This is a genomic window from Caulobacter endophyticus (assembly GCF_003116815.1).
In the GTDB taxonomy this organism is placed as follows: domain Bacteria; phylum Pseudomonadota; class Alphaproteobacteria; order Caulobacterales; family Caulobacteraceae; genus Caulobacter; species Caulobacter endophyticus.
Genome location: NZ_QDKQ01000041.1, coordinates 42,059 through 59,938 on the forward strand (window position 1 = coordinate 42,059; position 17,880 = coordinate 59,938).

Annotated in this window: 19 protein-coding genes and 1 pseudogene; 8 read left to right on the forward strand and 12 right to left on the reverse strand. The window is 68.4% G+C overall.

Features of this window, described 5'->3' with window-relative positions; all coding sequences use genetic code 11:
- Positions 1 to 10 precede the first annotated feature (10 nt).
- Positions 11 to 871: a carbonic anhydrase gene (locus tag DDF67_RS12020; RefSeq protein ID WP_109101135.1), complete on the reverse strand. Its 861-nt coding sequence runs from the start codon at positions 869 to 871 to the stop codon at positions 11 to 13.
- 71 nt (positions 872 to 942) lie between these two features.
- Positions 943 to 1,416, reverse strand: a complete 474-nt coding sequence (locus tag DDF67_RS12025; protein ID WP_109101136.1) for an Lrp/AsnC family transcriptional regulator — start codon at positions 1,414 to 1,416, stop codon at positions 943 to 945.
- Between the two features lie 120 nt (positions 1,417 to 1,536).
- Here DDF67_RS12025 and ald point away from each other — a divergent pair, with 120 nt between their 5' ends.
- A complete protein-coding gene (gene ald, locus DDF67_RS12030) occupies positions 1,537 to 2,661 on the forward strand; it encodes an alanine dehydrogenase (protein WP_109101137.1) in 1,125 nt (374 codons plus the stop codon).
- Between the two features lie 171 nt (positions 2,662 to 2,832).
- Here ald and pyrF read toward each other — a convergent pair whose 3' ends face one another.
- A complete protein-coding gene (gene pyrF, locus DDF67_RS12035) occupies positions 2,833 to 3,522 on the reverse strand; it encodes an orotidine-5'-phosphate decarboxylase (protein WP_109101138.1) in 690 nt (229 codons plus the stop codon).
- A gap of 89 nt (positions 3,523 to 3,611) precedes the next feature.
- On the opposite strand from pyrF, the gene DDF67_RS12040 reads away from it, so the two are divergent.
- Positions 3,612 to 4,310, forward strand: coding sequence for a MarC family protein (locus tag DDF67_RS12040; protein WP_109101139.1), 699 nt, complete (start codon positions 3,612 to 3,614; stop codon positions 4,308 to 4,310).
- Positions 4,311 to 4,436: 126 nt separating this feature from the next.
- Here DDF67_RS12040 and DDF67_RS12045 read toward each other — a convergent pair whose 3' ends face one another.
- The 3 genes from DDF67_RS12045 to DDF67_RS12055 form a co-directional block, all read right to left on the reverse strand.
- Positions 4,437 to 5,237 carry an SDR family NAD(P)-dependent oxidoreductase gene (locus tag DDF67_RS12045; protein ID WP_109101140.1) on the reverse strand — a complete coding sequence of 267 codons (801 nt, stop codon included), beginning with the start codon at positions 5,235 to 5,237 and terminating at the stop codon, positions 4,437 to 4,439.
- A gap of 162 nt (positions 5,238 to 5,399) precedes the next feature.
- Positions 5,400 to 6,008 (reverse strand): flavodoxin family protein, encoded by a 609-nt coding sequence (locus DDF67_RS12050; protein ID WP_109101141.1) that lies wholly within the window; start codon positions 6,006 to 6,008, stop codon positions 5,400 to 5,402.
- Between the two features lie 133 nt (positions 6,009 to 6,141).
- Positions 6,142 to 6,591, reverse strand: coding sequence for an Rrf2 family transcriptional regulator (locus tag DDF67_RS12055; protein WP_109101142.1), 450 nt, complete (start codon positions 6,589 to 6,591; stop codon positions 6,142 to 6,144).
- A gap of 176 nt (positions 6,592 to 6,767) precedes the next feature.
- Between DDF67_RS12055 and DDF67_RS12060 the strand changes: the two genes are divergently transcribed.
- The 4 genes from DDF67_RS12060 (at position 6,768) to DDF67_RS12075 (ending at position 11,251) form a co-directional block, all read left to right on the forward strand.
- A complete protein-coding gene (locus DDF67_RS12060) occupies positions 6,768 to 8,762 on the forward strand; it encodes a potassium transporter Kup (protein ID WP_109101143.1) in 1,995 nt (664 codons plus the stop codon).
- Positions 8,763 to 9,125 carry a hypothetical protein gene (locus DDF67_RS12065; protein ID WP_109101144.1) on the forward strand — a complete coding sequence of 121 codons (363 nt, stop codon included), beginning with the start codon at positions 8,763 to 8,765 and terminating at the stop codon, positions 9,123 to 9,125.
- A gap of 92 nt (positions 9,126 to 9,217) precedes the next feature.
- A complete protein-coding gene (locus DDF67_RS12070) occupies positions 9,218 to 10,444 on the forward strand; it encodes an argininosuccinate synthase (protein WP_109101145.1) in 1,227 nt (408 codons plus the stop codon).
- A gap of 141 nt (positions 10,445 to 10,585) precedes the next feature.
- Positions 10,586 to 11,251: a DUF6624 domain-containing protein gene (locus DDF67_RS12075; protein WP_146198019.1), complete on the forward strand. Its 666-nt coding sequence runs from the start codon at positions 10,586 to 10,588 to the stop codon at positions 11,249 to 11,251.
- Here the strand turns inward: DDF67_RS12075 and DDF67_RS12080 are convergent.
- The 3 genes from DDF67_RS12080 to DDF67_RS12090 form a co-directional block, all read right to left on the reverse strand.
- Positions 11,248 to 11,637, reverse strand: coding sequence for a hypothetical protein (locus tag DDF67_RS12080; RefSeq protein WP_109101147.1), 390 nt, complete (start codon positions 11,635 to 11,637; stop codon positions 11,248 to 11,250). The genes DDF67_RS12075 and DDF67_RS12080 overlap by 4 nt on opposite strands.
- Positions 11,638 to 11,650: 13 nt before the next feature.
- Complete coding sequence (locus DDF67_RS12085; protein ID WP_109101148.1) at positions 11,651 to 12,094, reverse strand: hypothetical protein; 444 nt, start codon at positions 12,092 to 12,094, stop codon at positions 11,651 to 11,653.
- A 108-nt stretch (positions 12,095 to 12,202) separates the two neighbouring features.
- Positions 12,203 to 13,024, reverse strand: a complete 822-nt coding sequence (locus DDF67_RS12090; RefSeq protein WP_233247631.1) for an acid phosphatase — start codon at positions 13,022 to 13,024, stop codon at positions 12,203 to 12,205.
- Positions 13,025 to 13,176: 152 nt separating this feature from the next.
- Here DDF67_RS12090 and DDF67_RS12095 point away from each other — a divergent pair, with 152 nt between their 5' ends.
- Together DDF67_RS12095 and DDF67_RS12100 are read left to right on the forward strand one after the other, a co-directional pair.
- A complete protein-coding gene (locus DDF67_RS12095; protein WP_109101153.1) occupies positions 13,177 to 15,219 on the forward strand; it encodes a TonB-dependent receptor in 2,043 nt (680 codons plus the stop codon).
- A 167-nt stretch (positions 15,220 to 15,386) separates the two neighbouring features.
- A complete protein-coding gene (locus tag DDF67_RS12100; protein ID WP_109101150.1) occupies positions 15,387 to 16,178 on the forward strand; it encodes a SapC family protein in 792 nt (263 codons plus the stop codon).
- A gap of 98 nt (positions 16,179 to 16,276) precedes the next feature.
- Here DDF67_RS12100 and DDF67_RS12105 read toward each other — a convergent pair whose 3' ends face one another.
- From DDF67_RS12105 to DDF67_RS26050, 3 genes and pseudogenes are all read right to left on the reverse strand, one after another.
- Positions 16,277 to 16,543, reverse strand: a complete 267-nt coding sequence (locus tag DDF67_RS12105) for a DUF1150 family protein (RefSeq protein ID WP_109101151.1) — start codon at positions 16,541 to 16,543, stop codon at positions 16,277 to 16,279.
- A gap of 83 nt (positions 16,544 to 16,626) precedes the next feature.
- A complete protein-coding gene (locus DDF67_RS12110) occupies positions 16,627 to 17,049 on the reverse strand; it encodes an Hsp20 family protein (protein WP_109101152.1) in 423 nt (140 codons plus the stop codon).
- A 471-nt stretch (positions 17,050 to 17,520) separates the two neighbouring features.
- A pseudogene (locus DDF67_RS26050) lies at positions 17,521 to 17,880 on the reverse strand (hypothetical protein); the annotation flags it as partial.

The window sequence follows — 17,880 nt, forward strand, 5'->3', positions numbered from 1 at the left end:
CCGCTTCCGGTCAAGCTTCGAAGGCGACCTGGGCGGTGGTCAGGTCGTAGCAGGCCGGCACGATCTTCAGGCGGCCCTGGGCGATGCGCTCGGCCAGTATGCCGTCGGCGACCTTGAGGCGTGAAGCGATGTTGCGGGCGTTGCGGCGGGCGGCCGCGTCTTGCAGGTCGGCGGCCCTTTCGCCCTGGGCGTCGAACACCGCCGGCAGGATCGGCGCCAGCATGGCCTCGAACACGCCGGTGGGACGGGACTTGCGGGTGGCCGAGTCGACCGCCGCTCCGACCACGCCGCATTTGGTGTGGCCCAGCACCACGACCAGCGAGGCGCCCAGCGTATCCACGGCGTAGACGATGGCGCCCAGCGCTTCGGGGCCGACGGTCGGGCCGGCCGCGCGCAGCACGAAGAGGTCGCCCAGATTGCAGTTGAACAGCAGTTCGGGGGCCACGCGGCTGTCGCTGCAGGCGACGACCACGGCGAACGGCCGTTCCGAGGCCGCCATTTCGCCGATGCGGACGGCCGACGGCAGGACGAGGCTGGCGCCGCCGCGCGCGAAGATCGCATTGCCCTGCTTGAGACGGCCCAGCGCCTCGTCCGGACTGATGCTGGGGACCGGCTTGGCCGGCTGCACCTGCACGCCGGAGACGGCGGTGGGGGCATCGGACTCTGCGCCTTCAAGCGGCGGAACGCTCTTCAGCGCCTTGTCGAGGGCGGCCTTGTCGGTGGGCTGGGTCGCCAGGGCCTTGGCGGTGCGACGCGCCTTGGGCTTCCAGACCGGCGGGGTCTTCGTCTCCTGATAGCCCTCGGCGTGCGCCAGGACGGGCGCGGCGAGGCCGGCGGCCAGGCCGCCCAGCAGGATGCGTCGAGAAACCATGGTCGCCCCCGGAAACGATGAATAGCGCCGCGACCCTAGGGGCAGGGGGTTAACCGGAACCCAAGCCGGGTTCAGAGCGGCAATTCGACGCGTTTGACCACGGTGCGCATGGCGACCGACGAACTGACCCGCACCACGCCGGGGATGCGCGTCAGTTCCTGCGAGTGAACGCGCTCCAGGTCGTCGACGTCGGCCACCACCAGGCGCAGCAGATAGTCCGAGCCGCCGGTCATCAGGTAGCACTCGGCGACCTCGCGCACATTGGCCACGGCCTTCTCGAAGGCGGTCAGGGCGGCCTCGGCCTGGGACGACAGGGTGACGGTGACGAAGACGCTGAGCGGCAGGCCCACGGCCCGCTCGTCGATCACCGCGGCGTAGCGGCCGATGACGCCGGCGTCTTCCAGGGCGCGCACCCGGCGAAGGCACGCCGACTCCGACAGATTGGCCGCCTTGGCCATGTCGACATAGCTGGCCCGACCCTCGCGCTGGAGCAGGCGGAGGATCTTTCGGTCGAACACATCAAGCGTGACCGGGGATTTCTTCACCGAATGGCTCCGTTTGCGCAGGATTCCTGCATACCACGTTCTTTGAAGGACGAAAGAACCAAGAAACCTGCGAACGCAGAGGCGTACACCAGCGTTAAAGCTACAAAGCGAGGAAACATCATGCGCGTTGGCGTCCCCTCCGAGATCAAACCGGGCGAGCACCGGGTCGGCCTGACCCCCACCGCCGTCCGCGAATACGTCGCCCACGGCCACCAGGTGCTGGTGCAGCAGGGCGCTGGCCTGGGCGCCGGCTATGCCGACGAGGCCTACGTCAAGGCCGGCGCGAGCATCGCTCCCGACGCCGACGCCGTGTTCGCCGGGGCCGAGATGATCGTGAAGGTCAAGGAGCCGCAGAAGATCGAGTGGGAGCGCCTGACGCAGCGCCACATCCTCTTCACCTACCTGCACCTGGCGCCCGATCCGGCCCAGACCGAGGGCCTGCTGGCCTCGGGCTGCGCGGCCATCGCCTACGAGACCGTGACGGACGCCAAGGGCGGCCTGCCGCTGCTGGCCCCCATGTCGGAAGTGGCCGGCCGGATCGCCGTGTTCTCGGCGGCCGAGACCTTGCTCAAGCACAACGGCGGCATGGGCCTGCTGCTCTGCGGCGTGCCCGGCGTACCGCCGGCCCGCGTGGCGGTGCTGGGCGGCGGCGTGGTCGGCTCCAACGCCGCCCGAATGGCCGCCGGCCTGGGCGCCGAGGTTGTGGTGCTGGAGCGCTCGATCCCGCGCATGCGCGAGCTGGACGACCTCTATCAAGGCCGCATCCTGACCCGCTACTCGACCCTGGACGCGGTGGAGGAAGAGATCCTCAAGGCCGACGTCGTCATCGGGGCGGTGCTGACCGCCGGCGCGGCCGCGCCGAAGCTGGTGCGCCGCGAGCACCTGTCCCGCATGAAGCCGGGCTCGGTGCTGGTCGACGTGTCGATCGACCAGGGCGGCTGCTTCGAGACCAGCCACCCGACCACCCACGCCGAGCCGACCTACACGGTCGACGGCGTCGTCCACTACTGCGTGGCCAACATGCCGGGCGCGGCCCCCCGAACCTCGTCCGAAGCCCTGGGCAACGCCACCCTGCCGTTCGGCCTGGCCCTGGCCGACAAGGGTCTCGACGCCCTGGAGGACAATGTCCACCTGGCGCGCGGCCTCAACGTGCTGGGCGGCAAGCTGACCCACCCGGCCGTGGCCCAGGCCCTGGTCAAGGACTTCGTCGACCCGTTCGGCGTCTGGGGCGGCTCGAAGCTGTAACTGACTCTCTCCCGTCATCCCGGAAGCCGCGCCAGCGGCTATCCGGGACCCAGGGGGCCGCCTGCGCGGTGGCGTCCGCCGCCTTCAGAGGTGGCTGGCGCGATGCGTCGACCCTGGGTCCCGGCTCTTCGCGCTGCGCGCCGGGGCCCTGATGACGAAAGTTGGGAGCTTTTAAAGCCCCGCCATCTCCTCGATCACCTTCAGCGCCGCTTCGCGCGGGTCGTTGGCGGCGGTGATCGGGCGGCCGCAGACCAGGTGGCTGGCGCCGGCCTTCAGGGCGTCGGCCGGGGTCGCAGCGCGGGCCTGGTCGTTCTTGGCCGCCCAGAAGGGGCGCACGCCGGGCGTCACCACCAGGAAGTCCGGGCCGCCGATCTCACGGGCCAAGGCGGCCTCGTTAGGGGACGAGACGATGCCGTCGACGCCGCATTCGATGGCCTGGCGGATGCGGCGCTCGACCAGGGCGCGGGCGCTGAAGGCGTAGCCCATCTCGATCAGGTCAGCGTCGGTCAGGCTGGTCAGCACGGTGACGGCCAGGATCTTCAGGTCCGAGCCGGCCTTGGCCTTCACCGCCGACCGCATCACCTGCGGTTCGGCGTGGACGGTCAGCAGGTCGCAGCCGGCGCCGGCCAGCACCCGGGCCGAGCGCTCCACCGTCGCGCCGATGTCGTGCAGCTTCCAATCGAGGAACACCTGCTTGCCGGCCTTCGTCAGGTCGCCGGCGAACGCCATCCCGTCCGTCGCCAGCAGCTCCAGGCCGATCTTGTAGAACGAGGCGGCGTCGCCGATGCGCTCGACCATTTCCCGGGCGTCGGCGACCGTGGGCAGGTCCAGCGGGACGATCAGGCGCGGATCGGCGGTCATGGGCTAGGCTCCGGTGTTGGCGCGCGAGGCCGCATCGCTCTAGAGAGAGCGACGGTTTCCCGCATAGTCATGAAGGTTGAGGACGTCGAATGAGCCAGGCCGAACTCGCCGTCAACTTCTTCGTCGCGCTGTTCGCCCTGATCGACCCGATCGGCAACGTGCCGCTGTTCGCCGCCGCCACCCTGGGCGCGGCCTCGGCGGGCCGTCGGATGGTGGCGGTCTATATCGGCCTGTTCGTCGTGGCTTTCCTGGTCTTCTTCTATTTCACGGGCGTGGCTTTGCTGGAGTTCTTCGGCATCTCGATGCCGGCCTTCCGCATCGCCGGCGGCATCATCCTGTTCATTCTGGGCCTGGACATGGTGCGCGACGACTTCACGACCATGTTCGCCGACGCGGCCGAGGGCGAAGGCGAGCCGCTGTCGGCGCGGGTCTACGCCAAGAAGCGGTTCGAGCGGCTGATCGTGCCCTTCGCCATGCCGCTGCTGATCGGCCCGGGCGCAATCTCGACGGTGATCATCTACGCCAGCGAGGCCAAGCACCTGGGCCTGGCCGGCATGGCCCTGGGCGTCGGCGTGATCGCCGCGGTGTCGGTGGTGCTGGTCGCCACCTTCTGGGCCGCGCCGGTGATTAGCAAGGTGCTGGGCCGCATCGGCATGAGCATCGTCGTGCGCGTTCTGGGCCTGATCCTCTGCGCTCTGGCCGTGCAGTTCGTGCTGATCGGCGTGGGGGATGCGACGCGGGGGCTGATCCGGGCGGATGCGAAGGCGCCGTACGCGGCGGAGAAGTAAAGACCCTCTCCCCGAAGGGGGAGGTGGCCGCAAAGCGGTCGGAGGGGGAAGGGGCTGCTGAGGTGGGATCACTTCCCCCTCCGTCGCCTGCGGCGACACCTCCCCTTTCAGGGGGAGGATCTGGATTCAAACCTTCCGGAACTTGCCGCCCTGGTTGGCGATCAGCGCCAGGGCCCATTCGTCTGGGATGATCTTGGCCAGCACGGCGATAGCCTTGTTGGGCGCGCCGGTGACGCAGACGGGGCGGTTGGCCTCGGCGGCCTCGTAGCCCGCGGCGGCGACCTCGTCGGCGCCCAGCCACATCCAGGCCGGCAGGCTCTGGCTGACCTGGGCGCGGGTGCCGTTGACGTCGTGGAACTCCGAAAGCGTGAAGCCCGGGCACAGGGCGCTGACGTGCACGCCATTGGCCAGGTTCTCCAGGTGCAGGCTCTGGGAGAACTTCACCAGGAAGCTCTTGGTCGCCGCATAGAGAGTATGGCCGGCGGCGCCGGGAACCAGGCCCGCCAGCGAGGCGACGTTGACGATGCGGCCGAAGCGCCGCTCGACCATGCCCGGCAGCACCTTGTGGGTCAGGGCGCAGACAGACGTCAGCATCACCTGCAGAAAGGCCGACTGGTCGGTCCAGCTGGTCTGGTCGTAGGTTCCGGGCAGGCCGTAACCGGCGTTGTTGACCAGGGCGTCGATCTCGCGGCCCTCGGCGGCGATCGCCGCCAGCACGACGTCGACGCCGCCGGGGTCGGCAAGGTCGGCCGAAATCGCATAGGCCTCGACCCCGAAGCGCATCCGGATTTCGGCCGCCAGGGCCTCCAGCCGGTCGAGCCGGCGGGCGGTCAGGGCCACGTCGTAACCGTGGCTGGCGTAGATGCGGGCGAAGGCGGCCCCGATGCCGGCGGAGGCGCCGGTGATCAGGGCGAGGCGGCGGGCCATGTGGTCGAAGGTCCTGCAAGCAAAGCGTCACAGGAGTCGAGCACGCCCGCCGATCCGGTTCAAGCGGGGCGGAGGAACGACCTTGGGGAGGGCGGGGACGGTCGTTCCTCCGCGAAGGCGCGCCCTCGGGGGAGGGGCAGGGCGCGCCCGATAGTCCGGCTCCTAGGCCGCTTCGCTCAGCGCCGGCTGGGCGCCGCGGGTCCAGCGCACGGCGGCCTCGGCCACGCGCACGCCCAGCAGGCGGGCGGTCTCGCGGTCGCCGGCCGGCGGAGTGATCTCGGGCGAGGCGTTGTCCGACTGGGCGGCGACGCCGACGAACGAGCCCACGCGGTTGATCGTTTCCGGACCACGCTCGGCGGCGGTGACGGCCGGCGGGGCGATGCCGAGGTTGATCCAGTTCATGCCGTGCTGGGCCGCCAGGATCGTCAGGCTGTTGAGCGCGTGGCCCTTGTCGCCGGCGAAGCTGTGCGAGTTGGTGAAGCCCGCGGCCAGCTTGTCCTTCCAGCCGCCGGTGAAGAACACGGCCGAGGTGGCGTCGGCGAAGACTTTGAACACGCCCGAGACGTCGCCCATGTAGGTCGGGGCGCCGAACACGACGGCGTCGGCCTCGGTGATGGCGTCGAGCAGCGGCTTGAAGTCCTGGGCGGCGTTTTCGATCTGCAGCAGGACCGGGGTCTGGCCGGCGTCGCGGACGCCTTCTGCGACCTTGTCGGCGAGGACGGCGGTGTGGCCGTAGCCCGAGTGATAGACGATGGCGACCTTGGTGGTCATGGCGGTGGTCCCCTGAAGGAGAATGATGCTGTCCGAACAGGAACTGTATCGGTAGCGATTACGTAATAGCGCCCACCGCCGGCGCCAGGGGTAATCGCAACAATTTCTGATGCAGTTTTTCTGGGGTGCGCTTTCAGGCGCTCTTCAGCACCGCGTCGCGCTCGGCGGGGTCGGCCAGCAGGTCGGCCACCGAGATGAGCGACAGGCGCTCGGCGGCGGCGGCGTCGGCGGCGATCAGGGCCGCGCGGACGGCGTCGGGAATTCGCGCCCCGACCGGACAGCCCTTCACTCCGGGCGGGGCGGTGCCGAGATTGGCGCAGCCGTGGACGGCCCGCAGCACGGTGTCGAGAGTGATGTCCTGCGCCGGCTTCAGCAGCCAGGCGCCGCCGTTGGCGCCGGCGCGCGCGCCGATCAGCCCCGCCTTGCCGAGCATGGCGGTGACGCGTCTCACCACCACGGGATTGGTGGGGACGGAGGCCGCGAGTTCGGCGCTGGCCACGGCGCGGTCGGGGCTGAAAGCCTCCTTGTGCGCCAGGTAAGCCAGGGCGTGAGCGGCGACGGGGAACTTCTGACTGTCGGACATGATCTTCTGTTAAGTCCGGAACGTAAGGGGGGAACGCACGCGTTGAAACAAAAACCGTCACCGGTCCGCGGCCAAGGTGGCGATTGAACCCGGATCGGATTGGGTGTATCGCGCGCCGCTTGATCGATATGGGGCTTCGCGCGAGATTTTCGAGGGCGCGGTCCCGGAGGGATTGAATGGCTTCCGAAGCCTCCGGCGTTTCGAACTCTGAGAACGCCTCCGTCGCGGCGTGCGACATTCCCCAGCAAGCGGGCTCCGCCAATGGTCACGGTCCAAAGGGCCATGGCACGTTCGCGCTCGCCCTGGGCTCGGTCGGCGTCGTCTTCGGCGACATCGGCACCAGCCCGCTCTACGCCTTCAAGGAGGCGCTGCACGCGTCGGCCGCCGACGGCGTGACCCGGGCCGAGATCCTCGGCGTGGTGTCGCTGGCCCTGTGGGCGCTGATCCTGGTCGTGACGATCAAGTACGTGCTGTTCATCATGCGCGCCGACAACAAAGGCGAGGGCGGCGTTCTGTCGCTGATGGCCCTGGCCCAGCGCGCCATGGGCCGGCGCACGGCGGTGGTGTTCGGCCTGGGCGTGATCGGGGCGGCGCTGTTCTACGGCGACGCGGTGATCACCCCGGCGATGTCGGTGCTGTCGGCGGTCGAAGGCCTTCGGACCATTCCCGCGCTCGAGCACGGCATCACCACCGAGATGGTGCTGATGATCGCCACGGTGATGCTGCTGGGGCTGTTCTTCATCCAGAGCCGCGGCACGGCCAAGGTCGGCGCGCTGTTCGGCCCGGTCTGCGCCCTGTGGTTCACCGTCATGGCGGTGCTGGGGGTCTACAACCTACTGGCCCACCCGGGCGTGTTCCGCTCGATCAATCCCTATTACGCCGTCCACTTCCTGCAGCATCACGGCATGGCCGGTTTCATCGTGCTGGGCGCGGTGTTCCTGACCGTCACTGGGGCCGAGGCCCTGACCGCCGACATGGGCCACTTCGGCCGCTGGCCGATCCAGGCCGCCTGGCTGTTCTTCGTGCTGCCCTGCCTGGCCTTGAACTATCTGGGCCAGGGGGCGCTCGCCCTCAACACCCTGATCGAGGCCGAGCGCGCCGGCGTGCCGTTCCAGGAGCTGAACTGGTTCTTCGAGATGGCGCCCGACGTCCTGCGCCTGCCGCTGGTGATCCTGGCCGGCGCGGCCACCGTCATCGCCAGCCAGGCGGTGATCACCGGCGCCTTCTCTCTGACCCAGCAGGCGATCCAGCTGGGCCTGCTGCCGCGCATGGACGTGCGCCGCACGTCGGAGACCCAGTCGGGCCAGATCTTCGTGCCGCAGCTCAACACCATGCTGCTGCTGGGCGTGCTGGCGGTGATGTTCACCTTCAAGACCTCGTCGGCCATGGCCCACGCCTATGGCCTGGCCGTGACCGGCACCATGGTGGTGACCACGACCATGGCCTTCATCGTCATGCGCCAGCTGTGGAAGTGGCAGCTGCCGGCGGCCCTGGCCTTCCTGATCCCGTTCATGGCGCTGGACCTCGTCTTCCTCAGCGCCAACGCTCTGCGCTTCTTCACCGGCGGCTGGCTGCCGGTGCTGATCGGGGCGGCCCTGTTCACGATCATGGCCACCTGGGTGCGCGGCAGCCAGATCCTCAGCGAGAAGACCCGCCGGGACTCGGTGCCGCTGGCCGACCTGATGGAGATCCTGCGGGCCCGCGCGCCGCACCGCGCTCCCGGCACGGCGATCTTCCTGACCTCCGACCCGGACATGACCCCGGTCGCCCTGATGCACAATCTCAAGCACAACAAGGTGCTGCACGAGCGCAACGTGGTGCTGACCGTCCGCACGGCCGAGACGCCGCGCGTGCCCGAGGAGGACCGGATCAAGACCTTCAAGGTCAATGACGACTTCAAGAAGGTCGAGATCTACTACGGCTTCATGGAGAGCCCGAACGTGCCCAAGGCGCTGGCGCTGCTGCGCAAGCAGCAGGGGCTGAAGTTCGACATCATGGCCACCAGCTTCTTCCTCGGCCGCCGCTCGATCGTGCCGTCGGCCAATTCGGGCATGCCGCTCTGGCAGGATCGGCTGTACATCTTCCTGATGAAGAACGCGGCCAACCCGACCGACTTCTTCAAGATTCCGCCCGGCCGCGTGGTCGAGCTGGGCGCCCAGGTGACTGTGTAGATGGATATTCTCGGCGTCATCGGCGACGTGCTCTGGATCCTGGCCCTGTCGATCATGGCCGGGGCCTCTCGCATGGCCTGGAGCAAGATCTCCAAGGGCGAGCCGACCCCGGTGGCCTGGTCGCCGAAGGGCGACACCCTGCTGCGCCTGCCGCGGGGACCCGCCCTGGTGCTGCTGCCGGCCGGCGCCTTCGTCATCAGCCTCTACCTGCTGGTCGAGAGCCGCCAGGCCGACGAGTTGACCATGTCGATCATCATGCTGGGCCTGCGTGCGACCCTGGCGGCGATCTTCGCGGTCATCCACCTGACCCAGGTGCGGCGGGCGCTGAACCAGCTGGCGCAAGAGGGCAAGATCCGGCTGTAGGGCCGCGCGCCCTCGCTGTTGTTTCCCTCGTCGCAAAAGCGCGCTAAACGCCCCGCGACTTTGTGTTTTCGCCTTCGACAAGGACCCCCGACATGGCCCAGAAGCCCGTCAAGAAGGTCGTGCTCGCCTATTCGGGCGGTCTCGACACCTCGATCATCCTCAAGTGGCTGCAGACCGAGTACGGCGCTGAAGTCGTGACCTTCACCGCCGACCTTGGCCAGGGCGAAGAGATCGAGCCGGCTCGCGCCAAGGCCCTGGCCGCCGGCGTGAAGCCCGAGAACATCTTCATCGAGGACGTGCGCGAGGAGTTCGTGCGCGACTTCGTGTTCCCGATGTTCCGCGCCAACACGGTCTATGAAGGCCAGTACCTGCTCGGCACCTCGATCGCCCGCCCGCTGATCGCCAAGCGCCAGATCGAGATCGCCCGCCAGGTCGGCGCCGACGCCGTCAGCCACGGCGCCACCGGCAAGGGCAACGACCAGGTCCGCTTCGAGCTCGGCTATTACGGCCTCGAGCCCGACATCACCGTGATCGCCCCCTGGCGCGAATGGGACTTCAAGTCGCGCGAAGCGCTGCTGGAGTTCGCCGAGAAGCACCAGATCCAGATCACCAAGGACAAGCGCGGCGAAGCTCCCTTCAGCGTCGACGCCAACCTGCTGCACTCGTCGTCGGAAGGTAAGGTCCTGGAAGACCCGGCGGTCGAGGCCCCCGAGTTCGTCCACATGCGCACCATCGCGCCGGAAGATGCGCCGGACCAGCCGACCATCATCACCATCGACTTCGAGAAGGGCGACCCCGTCGCCATCGACGGCGTGGCGATGAGCCCGGCCACCCTGCTGACCAAGCTGAACGAGCTGGGCCGCGACAATGGCGTCGGCCGCCTCGACCTGGTCGAGAACCGCTTCGTCGGCATGAAGTCGCGCGGCGTCTACGAGACCCCGGGCGGCACGATCCTGCTGGCCGCCCACCGCGGCATCGAGAGCATCACGCTCGACCGCGGCGCCATGCACCTGAAGGACGAGCTGATGCCGAAGTACGCTTCGCTCGTCTATAACGGCTTCTGGTTCTCGCCCGAGCGCGAGATGCTGCAGGCGGCCATCGACTACAGCCAGTCCAAGGTCTCGGGCCAGGTCCGCGTGAAGCTCTACAAGGGCAATGTCACGGTCATCGGCCGCACCAGCCCCTACTCGCTGTATGACCAGGACCTGGTCACCTTCGAAGAGGGCAAGGTGGCCTACGATCACCGCGACGCCGGCGGCTTCATCAAGCTCAACGCCCTGCGCCTGCGCGTGCTGGCCAAGCGCGACCAGCGCGGCTGAGGCTGTTCGCAGCGTCGATCAGGAACGAGCCCCGCCGGAAACGGCGGGGCTTTTTCTTTGCCTGCCGGTCAGGTCGAGGCGTCGCCATGATTGCGCCGCCAGGCTCTGCTGCTTTTCCGGTATCGACGAAAGGGGGCGGCCATGATGCGTGCGGGATTGGCGGTGGTGGTGCTGCTGGCGAGCGGTCCGGCCCTGGCCGAGGAGACGCCGGCCGTGGCGCGGGCGCGGGCGGACGCCGTGGCCCTGGTGGGCAAGCAGGCGCTGATCGAGGAGCTGGGCGGCATGGGCGCGGTCGACCAGGCGACGCGCGTGACCTTCCTGAAGGTGCGCAAGACAGCCTCGCCCGAGGACCGCCAGGCGCTCGACGCGATCTGGGCCGAGCACTACGAGCCGATCGACCGTAAGCATACGGAGCGGCTGAAGGTGCTGCTGGCGGGGCGCGGCTGGTTCACGCCCGACGAGGTGGGGCAGCGCGCCGCCGACGGGGCCTTCCACATCGTCAACCATTCCCCGGACCTGGCTTTCCAGAAGGAGGCCCTGGCCAAGATGGAGCCTCTGGTCGCGCAGGGGAGGGCGCCCAGCGGTTATCCCAATCTCTACGATCGGGTCGCCGAGCAGGAAGGGCGGCCTCAGCGCTACGCCACCCAGCGGGCGCGTTGCGTCGACGGCCGTCACGCCATGCCGGACAATGTCGAGGATCCGGCCGGCCTGGAGCAGCGCCGCGCGACGCTTGGGCTGCAGGCCATGCCCGACTACCTGAAGGGTCTCGACGACATGTACGGCCGCTGCGACCCGCCGAAGAACTAGCTGGCCGCCGGGGTCGTCGGCTGCACCAGGTTGGGCGCGATGTTGACGCCGGTCTTGTTGTAGATCACCCAGCCGACCACCTGGAACACCGTGTTGAGCAGGGTCTGGCCCAGCGCAAGCGTCATGAACTTCGTGAACTGGATCGTCTGGTTGAAGGCCAGTTCCTGGTTGTGGAGGATCATGTCGGCGGCTTCCGGCGTGATCTGGTGATTGGCCAGGGCCGTGCGGGTCTGGATCGTCGCCTCGGCCAAGCTGCGCAGATAGCCCGGCACCACGGTCTTGTTGGCGTTCCACCAGTCGGTGGCGGTGGCGCCCAGCTGCTGCTCCAGCACGGCGGCCAACTGGTCGGCGTTGTCGACCTGCAGGTTGGAGAAGTCGATCGTCATCGGGCGCCTGGCCTCACTTCATGGCGGCGACGGCCTTGGCCGCCTGGTCGCAGCTGACCATCATCGCGGTGGTCGCGCCGGTGTTGGGAACGATGCCGGCCAGCTGGTGCAGCTGGGCCAGGCCCTGGACCTGGGCGCTGCAGCCCTTGATCAGCGCCACCTCGGCGTCGATGGCCTTCTGGGCGGGCCTGGCCGCATAGGGCTGGCTGCCGGCGCGGATCGCCGCCACGGCAAGGGCGGCCTGGATGTCGGCATAGGTCTCGATCTTGCCGGGATAGGTGGACTTGTCGACGTAGAGACCCATCTCGGCCTCGGCCGCCAGCCTGGCCACGCCCTCGTAGGCGGTGGTGATCTTGCTATCGAGCGTGGGATCGTAGGGCGGCGCGAACACCGCGCAGCTGGCGAGCGTCAGAATGCAGGCCAGGGCGATCGCCGGCCGTCGCATGGTCTCGAACATGGGTCCCCTCCCGAAGGCCGCCAGGGTGGCGCCGCTCCGGAAGGGGCTCAAGCTCAAAGTTGAGCGATACGCTCACGCGCCCTGAGGGCGAGCGCTTCAAGTATGGTGTCAGGCGCCGCAGCCGGCGGGCGGACCCCCGGCCCTGGAGGCGGCGATCTCGGCCTTGGCCTTCTCCAGGTCGGCGGCGAAGGCGGGATCGGCGTGCAGGCGCGAGACCATCGCCCCGCCCAGCAGCCGGCCGGCCTCCAGGTCGCTGGGGAAGTGCACGCCGCAGACCACCCGGCTGTCGCCGAACTCGCGGCCGCGCGCGGTCAGCTGGGCGGCGCGGTCGGGAACCAGCTCGGCCAGCACCAGGCCCCAGGACCAGCCGATCAGGGCGTGGCCCGAAGGGTAGGAGCCCTCGGTCTCGATCCACTTCTCGCGCGGCACGCAGATCGGCTTGCTGTTGCCCACCGGCGGGCGCGGCCGCGAGAAGGCCTGCTTGGCCGGGCGATAGATTGTGCCGGCGTCGTCGGTCATGCGCAGCAGCAGATTGGCCAGGATCGGGGTCTTCTCCGGGCTGATCGTCACCTTGGCGGCGCACGAGAAGCTCTTGAAGCCATTGGCGCCGGACAGGTCGGCGTCGGCGATCGCCTTGTCCCAGGCGGGCGTTCCGGCCAGCTTGCGGCTGTCGTCATAGGCGGCGCGGTCGGCCTTGCCGCGCGGCGAGTCCGGCGCCGGCGGCGGACCGACGACGCCCGGCGCGTCGAACGGCTCGGCCAGGGTCAGATAGCCCTTCGGCGGCTTGGTCCAGGTCGTGGAGCCCCCTGCCTGGGCATAGGTCTTGCCCTGAGCCTGGGCCGGCGACTGACCCGACAGCGGCGCGCAGGCGGCGAGCAGCATTACGGCGGAAATGGGGGCGCCAACGAGGGCGAGCGACGAAATACGCATCATGGAAAGCCCGAAGTGAGGTCGTCCGGACACAGAGCGAGACGACTTGCCTGCGTCAAGCGAAAGCGGATTGACGAGTGGATATGTTATTTCATAACGCGATCTTCGCCGCTCCCCCGGCAAGCTAGGATTTTCCGTCCATGACCCGCTCCATGGTCCGTCGCGAGGCGCTCGCCGCCGCCAGCCTGCTCGTCCTCGCCGCCGCCGCGCCCGCCTGGGCCGCCGACACGGCCGCTCCGGCGCCCGCCGACACCGATCCGGCCAACGCCGTCTCGCAGGTGGTGGTCACCGCCGCCCCCTACGCCGTGTCGCTCGACACCGTGACCAGCAGCGTCAACGTCGTCACCCGCGACAAGCTCGACGTCGCCCCGCCCGCCGGTCTGGGCGACGTGCTCAACGGCCTGCCCGGCCTGCGCTCCACCTTCTACGGCCCCGGCGCCTCGCGCCCGGTGATCCGCGGCCTGTCGGGCCCGCGCGTGATGGTGCTGCAGAACGGCGTCGGCCAGGTCGACGCCTCGGCCCTGTCGCCCGACCATGCGGTGGCCTCCGATCCGGCCGAAGCCTCGCGCATCGAGGTGCTGCGCGGCCCCTCGACCCTGGCCTATGGCGGCTCGGGCATCGGCGGCGTGGTCAACATGCTCGACGACCGCGTGCCGTCCACGCGCGCCAGCGCGCCCGTCGAGGGCCGCGTGGCCGGCTCGATATCCAGCGTCGACAGCGGCTGGGGCGTCAGCGGCGCGGCCAAGTTCAACGCCGGCCCGCTGGTCTTCGCGGTCGACGCCGTGCACCGCCAGAGCGACGACTACGACGTGCCGGTCGCCCCGGTCTCCTCGCGCCTGGCCGCCCGCGACGGCCTGACCGTCGATCCGGAAAAGACCGTGCGCAACACCGACGTGGAGATGGACGCCTACGGCGCCGGCGTCTCCTACGTGCACGACCGCGGCTTCGTGGGCCTGTCGGTCAAGCGCACCGACACCACCTACGGCGTGCCCTACCAGCAGATCCTGTCGCCGATCGACCCGGACGCCGAGGGTCCGGTCTCGATCCACCTGCAGCAGACCCGCTACGACCTGCGCGGCGAGCAGGAGCTCGACACCCCGTGGTTCGAGAAGGTGCGCGTCTCGATCGGCCATGCCGACTACGAGCACGCCGAGGTCTCCGTCGAGGACGGCGAGGTCGGCACCCGCTTCCTGTCTGACGGCACCGAGGGCCGGGTCGAGCTGGTCCACCGCGAGCATGACGGCCACCAGGGCGCCATCGGCTTCCAGGCCCTGACCCGCAGCTTCGAGGCGATCGGCGACGAGGCCTTCGTGCCCAGCGTCGACATCAAGGAGTATGGCGTCTTCACCCTGCAACGCTTCGATCGCGGCGACTGGGGCGTGGATGCGGGCCTGCGCTTCGACACCCGCTCGCTGGAGACGGCGACCCAGAAGCGCGATTTCGACAACGTCTCGGCCTCGCTGGGCGTGTTCTACAAGCCGGCCGAGCGCCAGTTCGTGGCCCTAACCCTGTCGCGCAACGGCCGGGCCCCGACCGAGTTCGAACTGTTCGCCGACGGTCCGCACCCGGGCACCGGCGGCTACGAGAAGGGCGACGACAGCCTCGATTCCGAGACCGTCACCTCGCTGGAGGCCACCTACCGCTGGACCGGCCCGCGCCTGCGCGTAGAGGGCCACCTGTGGGGCGCCTGGTACGACAACTTCATCGAAGAGGCCCCGACCGGCGAGGTCGAGGACAGCCTGCCGGTGTTCCAGTATTTCCAGACCGGGGCCAAGTTCCATGGTGCGGAGCTGGAGGTCGGCTACGACGCCTGGCAGGGCAGGAACCAGTCGATCCGACTGGAAGGCGTGGCCGACTACGTGCGCGGCGAGACCGATCTGGGCGTTCCGGCCCGCGTGCCGCCGTGGTCGCTGACCGGCCGGACGATCTGGAAGGCCTCGAACGTCGAGGCCGAACTGGAAGTGCGCCACGTGGCCGAGCAGGACCGGGTGGCGGCCTTCGAGCTGCCGACCGACGCCTATACGACCGTGAACCTGCGGGTGACGGTCAAGCCGTTCGAGGACCAGCCGCTGCGCTGGTTCGTCGACGGCCGCAACCTGACCAACGAGGAGGTGCGCGAGCACGCCTCGTTCCTGAAGGACATCGCCCCGTCGCCGGGCCGGTCGATCCGCACCGGGATCGCCTGGAAGTTCTAGAGCGCGATCGCGTCGCGACCTCGCTTCGCAAGCGAGAGTCGCGGCGTGGATTCTCCGCCAGGACGTGTCGATTGCCGCGATATCGCAGATCGGCTAGAAGCGCTGACCACCTAAAGGCCGCCTGCCATAGAGCGTCCGTTCTTCTTAGCCCTTCTGTAGAGCTTCTTATGGAAACGACCCAGTCCGCCGGCGGCATCACCGGCAACGTCCTCTTCTACTCGACGCCGGAACCGCTGAACCGCGACCAGCACGGCAAGCTGGCCCTGGTTCACCAGGACAAGCCGTACGCCTTCGCCGCGGCCGGCACCGCCGTGCCGCTGACCGTGACCGAGTTCGGACCGGCCGGCCTGTCGTACCCGATCATCTTCGCCGGCGACGAGCGCACCCCGCTGGCCGTCATGGGTCTGAACCAGGGCGAGAACCTGTTCATCCACGCCGACGGCTCGACCGAAGTGGGCGTCTACATCCCGGCCTATGTCCGTCGCTATCCGTTCGTGCTGGCCAATGACGACGCTCAAGGCCGCATGATCGTCTGCATCGACCGCGCCTCGAGCCTGCTGTCGGAAGCCGGCGAGACCCCGCTGTTCGACGCCAAGGGCGAGCCGACCGAATACACCCAGAACTGCATCAAGTTCTGCGACGACTTCGAAGTCGAACGCCGCCGCACCGACTCGTTCGTGCAGCTGCTGAAGGACAACGACCTCTTCGAACTGAAGACCGCCACCTTCACCCCGGCCGGCGCCGACGGCCAGGCCGGCGAGCCGCAGGTCGTGGCCGAGTATTACGGCGTCTCGGAAGAGAAGCTGAACGCTCTGCCGATCGAGAAGCTGAAGGAATTCCAGGCTTCGGGCGCCCTGGCCCAGATCTACGCCCACCTGGTGTCGCTGGTCGGTTGGGATCGCCTGATCGCCATCACCATGTTCCGCCAGTCGCAGGCCCCGGCCGCCAACCTCAACTGAGGTTCGGCCTAGGGACTTCCCCTGGGAATAAAAAGAGGGCGGCGGGTCTCAGGATCCGCCGCCCTTTTCATTTGGGCCGTCATGTGAAGCGAAAGGCTCTAGTGAACCGACACCGGCGCCAGTTCGTGGGCCAGGGCGGCGGCCACGGCCGCGTCGTGGTCGGTCAGCACCGCCAGGCGCGCGCCGTCGGCCCGGCACACCGCATAAAGCGTCTGGTCGGGCGTCAGGTCGAAGTCCTCCACGCCCTCGGGAGCGTCGGCGAGGATCTCGGCGGCCTTGATCGGGCGCACATAGACGAGGTCGGGCGCGCCCAGCGCGGCGAAGGCCTCGGTCGAGAAGAGCGGCGTGTGCGAATTGGGCGTCATGTGACCACCTCCTTCGATAGGTGAACGCTCCGACGTCCCTGCGGTTCAGGCGGCGGGAGCGTGAGTGTTGATGGGGCCGGGGATCAGCCCTGCGAGCGGATGGGGATGCGCCTGACCTGGCGCTCGGGCGGCGGGCGGACGACGTCGACGTGCAGCAGGCCGTGCTCCAGCGTGGCGGCCGACACCTCCATGCCCTCGGCGAGAACGAAGGTGCGCAGGAAGCCTCGGGCGGCGATTCCCCGATGCAGGTAGGCGCGGTCGGCTTCGCTGCGTCCCTCGCCGTCGCGACGGCCGGCGACCACCAGCTGGCCGCCCTCGACGGTCACCTGCAACTGGTCGGGCGAAAAGCCGGCCACGGCCAGGGTGATGCGCACGCCCTCGTCGGTCTGTTCGACATTATAGGGCGGATAGCTTTCACCGGCCGCCTTGGCGGCGCGCTCTATGAGGTCTCGGGTGTGTTCGAAGCCCAGCAGGAACGGGCTGTCGAACAGGATCGTCCGGGTCATGCGAAGTCCTTACGCATCAAAGCGACTTCGTTCGCGGGGGCCGGGACCCTGGAGCGGCGTCCCGGTCCGCGATCGTCATATATGAAGTGGCGACGCGTCCGGCGGGGTTCAAGGCGCAGATTGGCGTGTCGGGGCCGGCGCGACGGTCCGTCGCGGGGGGAAAGACGCCAGACCTGTGGATGTGTGCGGGTTGATGCTTGTCATGGTCCGGTCACAGGCCTATATGCGCTCCTCCTCGGAACGGCGCTGACGAAGACGCCCGGAACCGGGGCCGAAAGGCCCTTGCTTCGGATGGATCTCATCGCTAAGTTCCGCGGCCTCAATCGACTCGGGCAGCTGGATTGCCGACGGCCTTAGGGCCTTCGGGATGGGCTGCTTTTGTTGCCTTCGGAAGGGCTTTGGTTCTTCTGGAAGTTTCTGAAAAGAGTTGGTTGACGAGGTTGGATTGCTTCAATAGAAGCGCCGCCTCGTTCATCGGGATTGAAGAGTTCGCAAGAATTCGGAAGTGCTGGTGAAGAAGTCGAGCAGAACTTTCTTGGAAAGATTTGCTTGACAGGGTTTGGTGGTTTCTTTAGAAGCTGCCGGCTCGCTGGTCCAGGGACTTCTCTGGTTCGGCATCGGGTCGAAAAGTTTTGAAAAAAACGATTTGACACGGAATTCGAGGTTAGCTAAATAGCCGCCTCCGCCGACACCGGGCGCAAAACGGTGGGGCCGCTCCCCGGTTACGGAGGCGGCTCGGGGCTTCGGCTCTGGTCTTTGACATTGTTGATTTGGAAAGAGAAACGCAGGCGGCGGCGCTCTGGCGGTTACCCTTCGAGGTAACCTTAGACG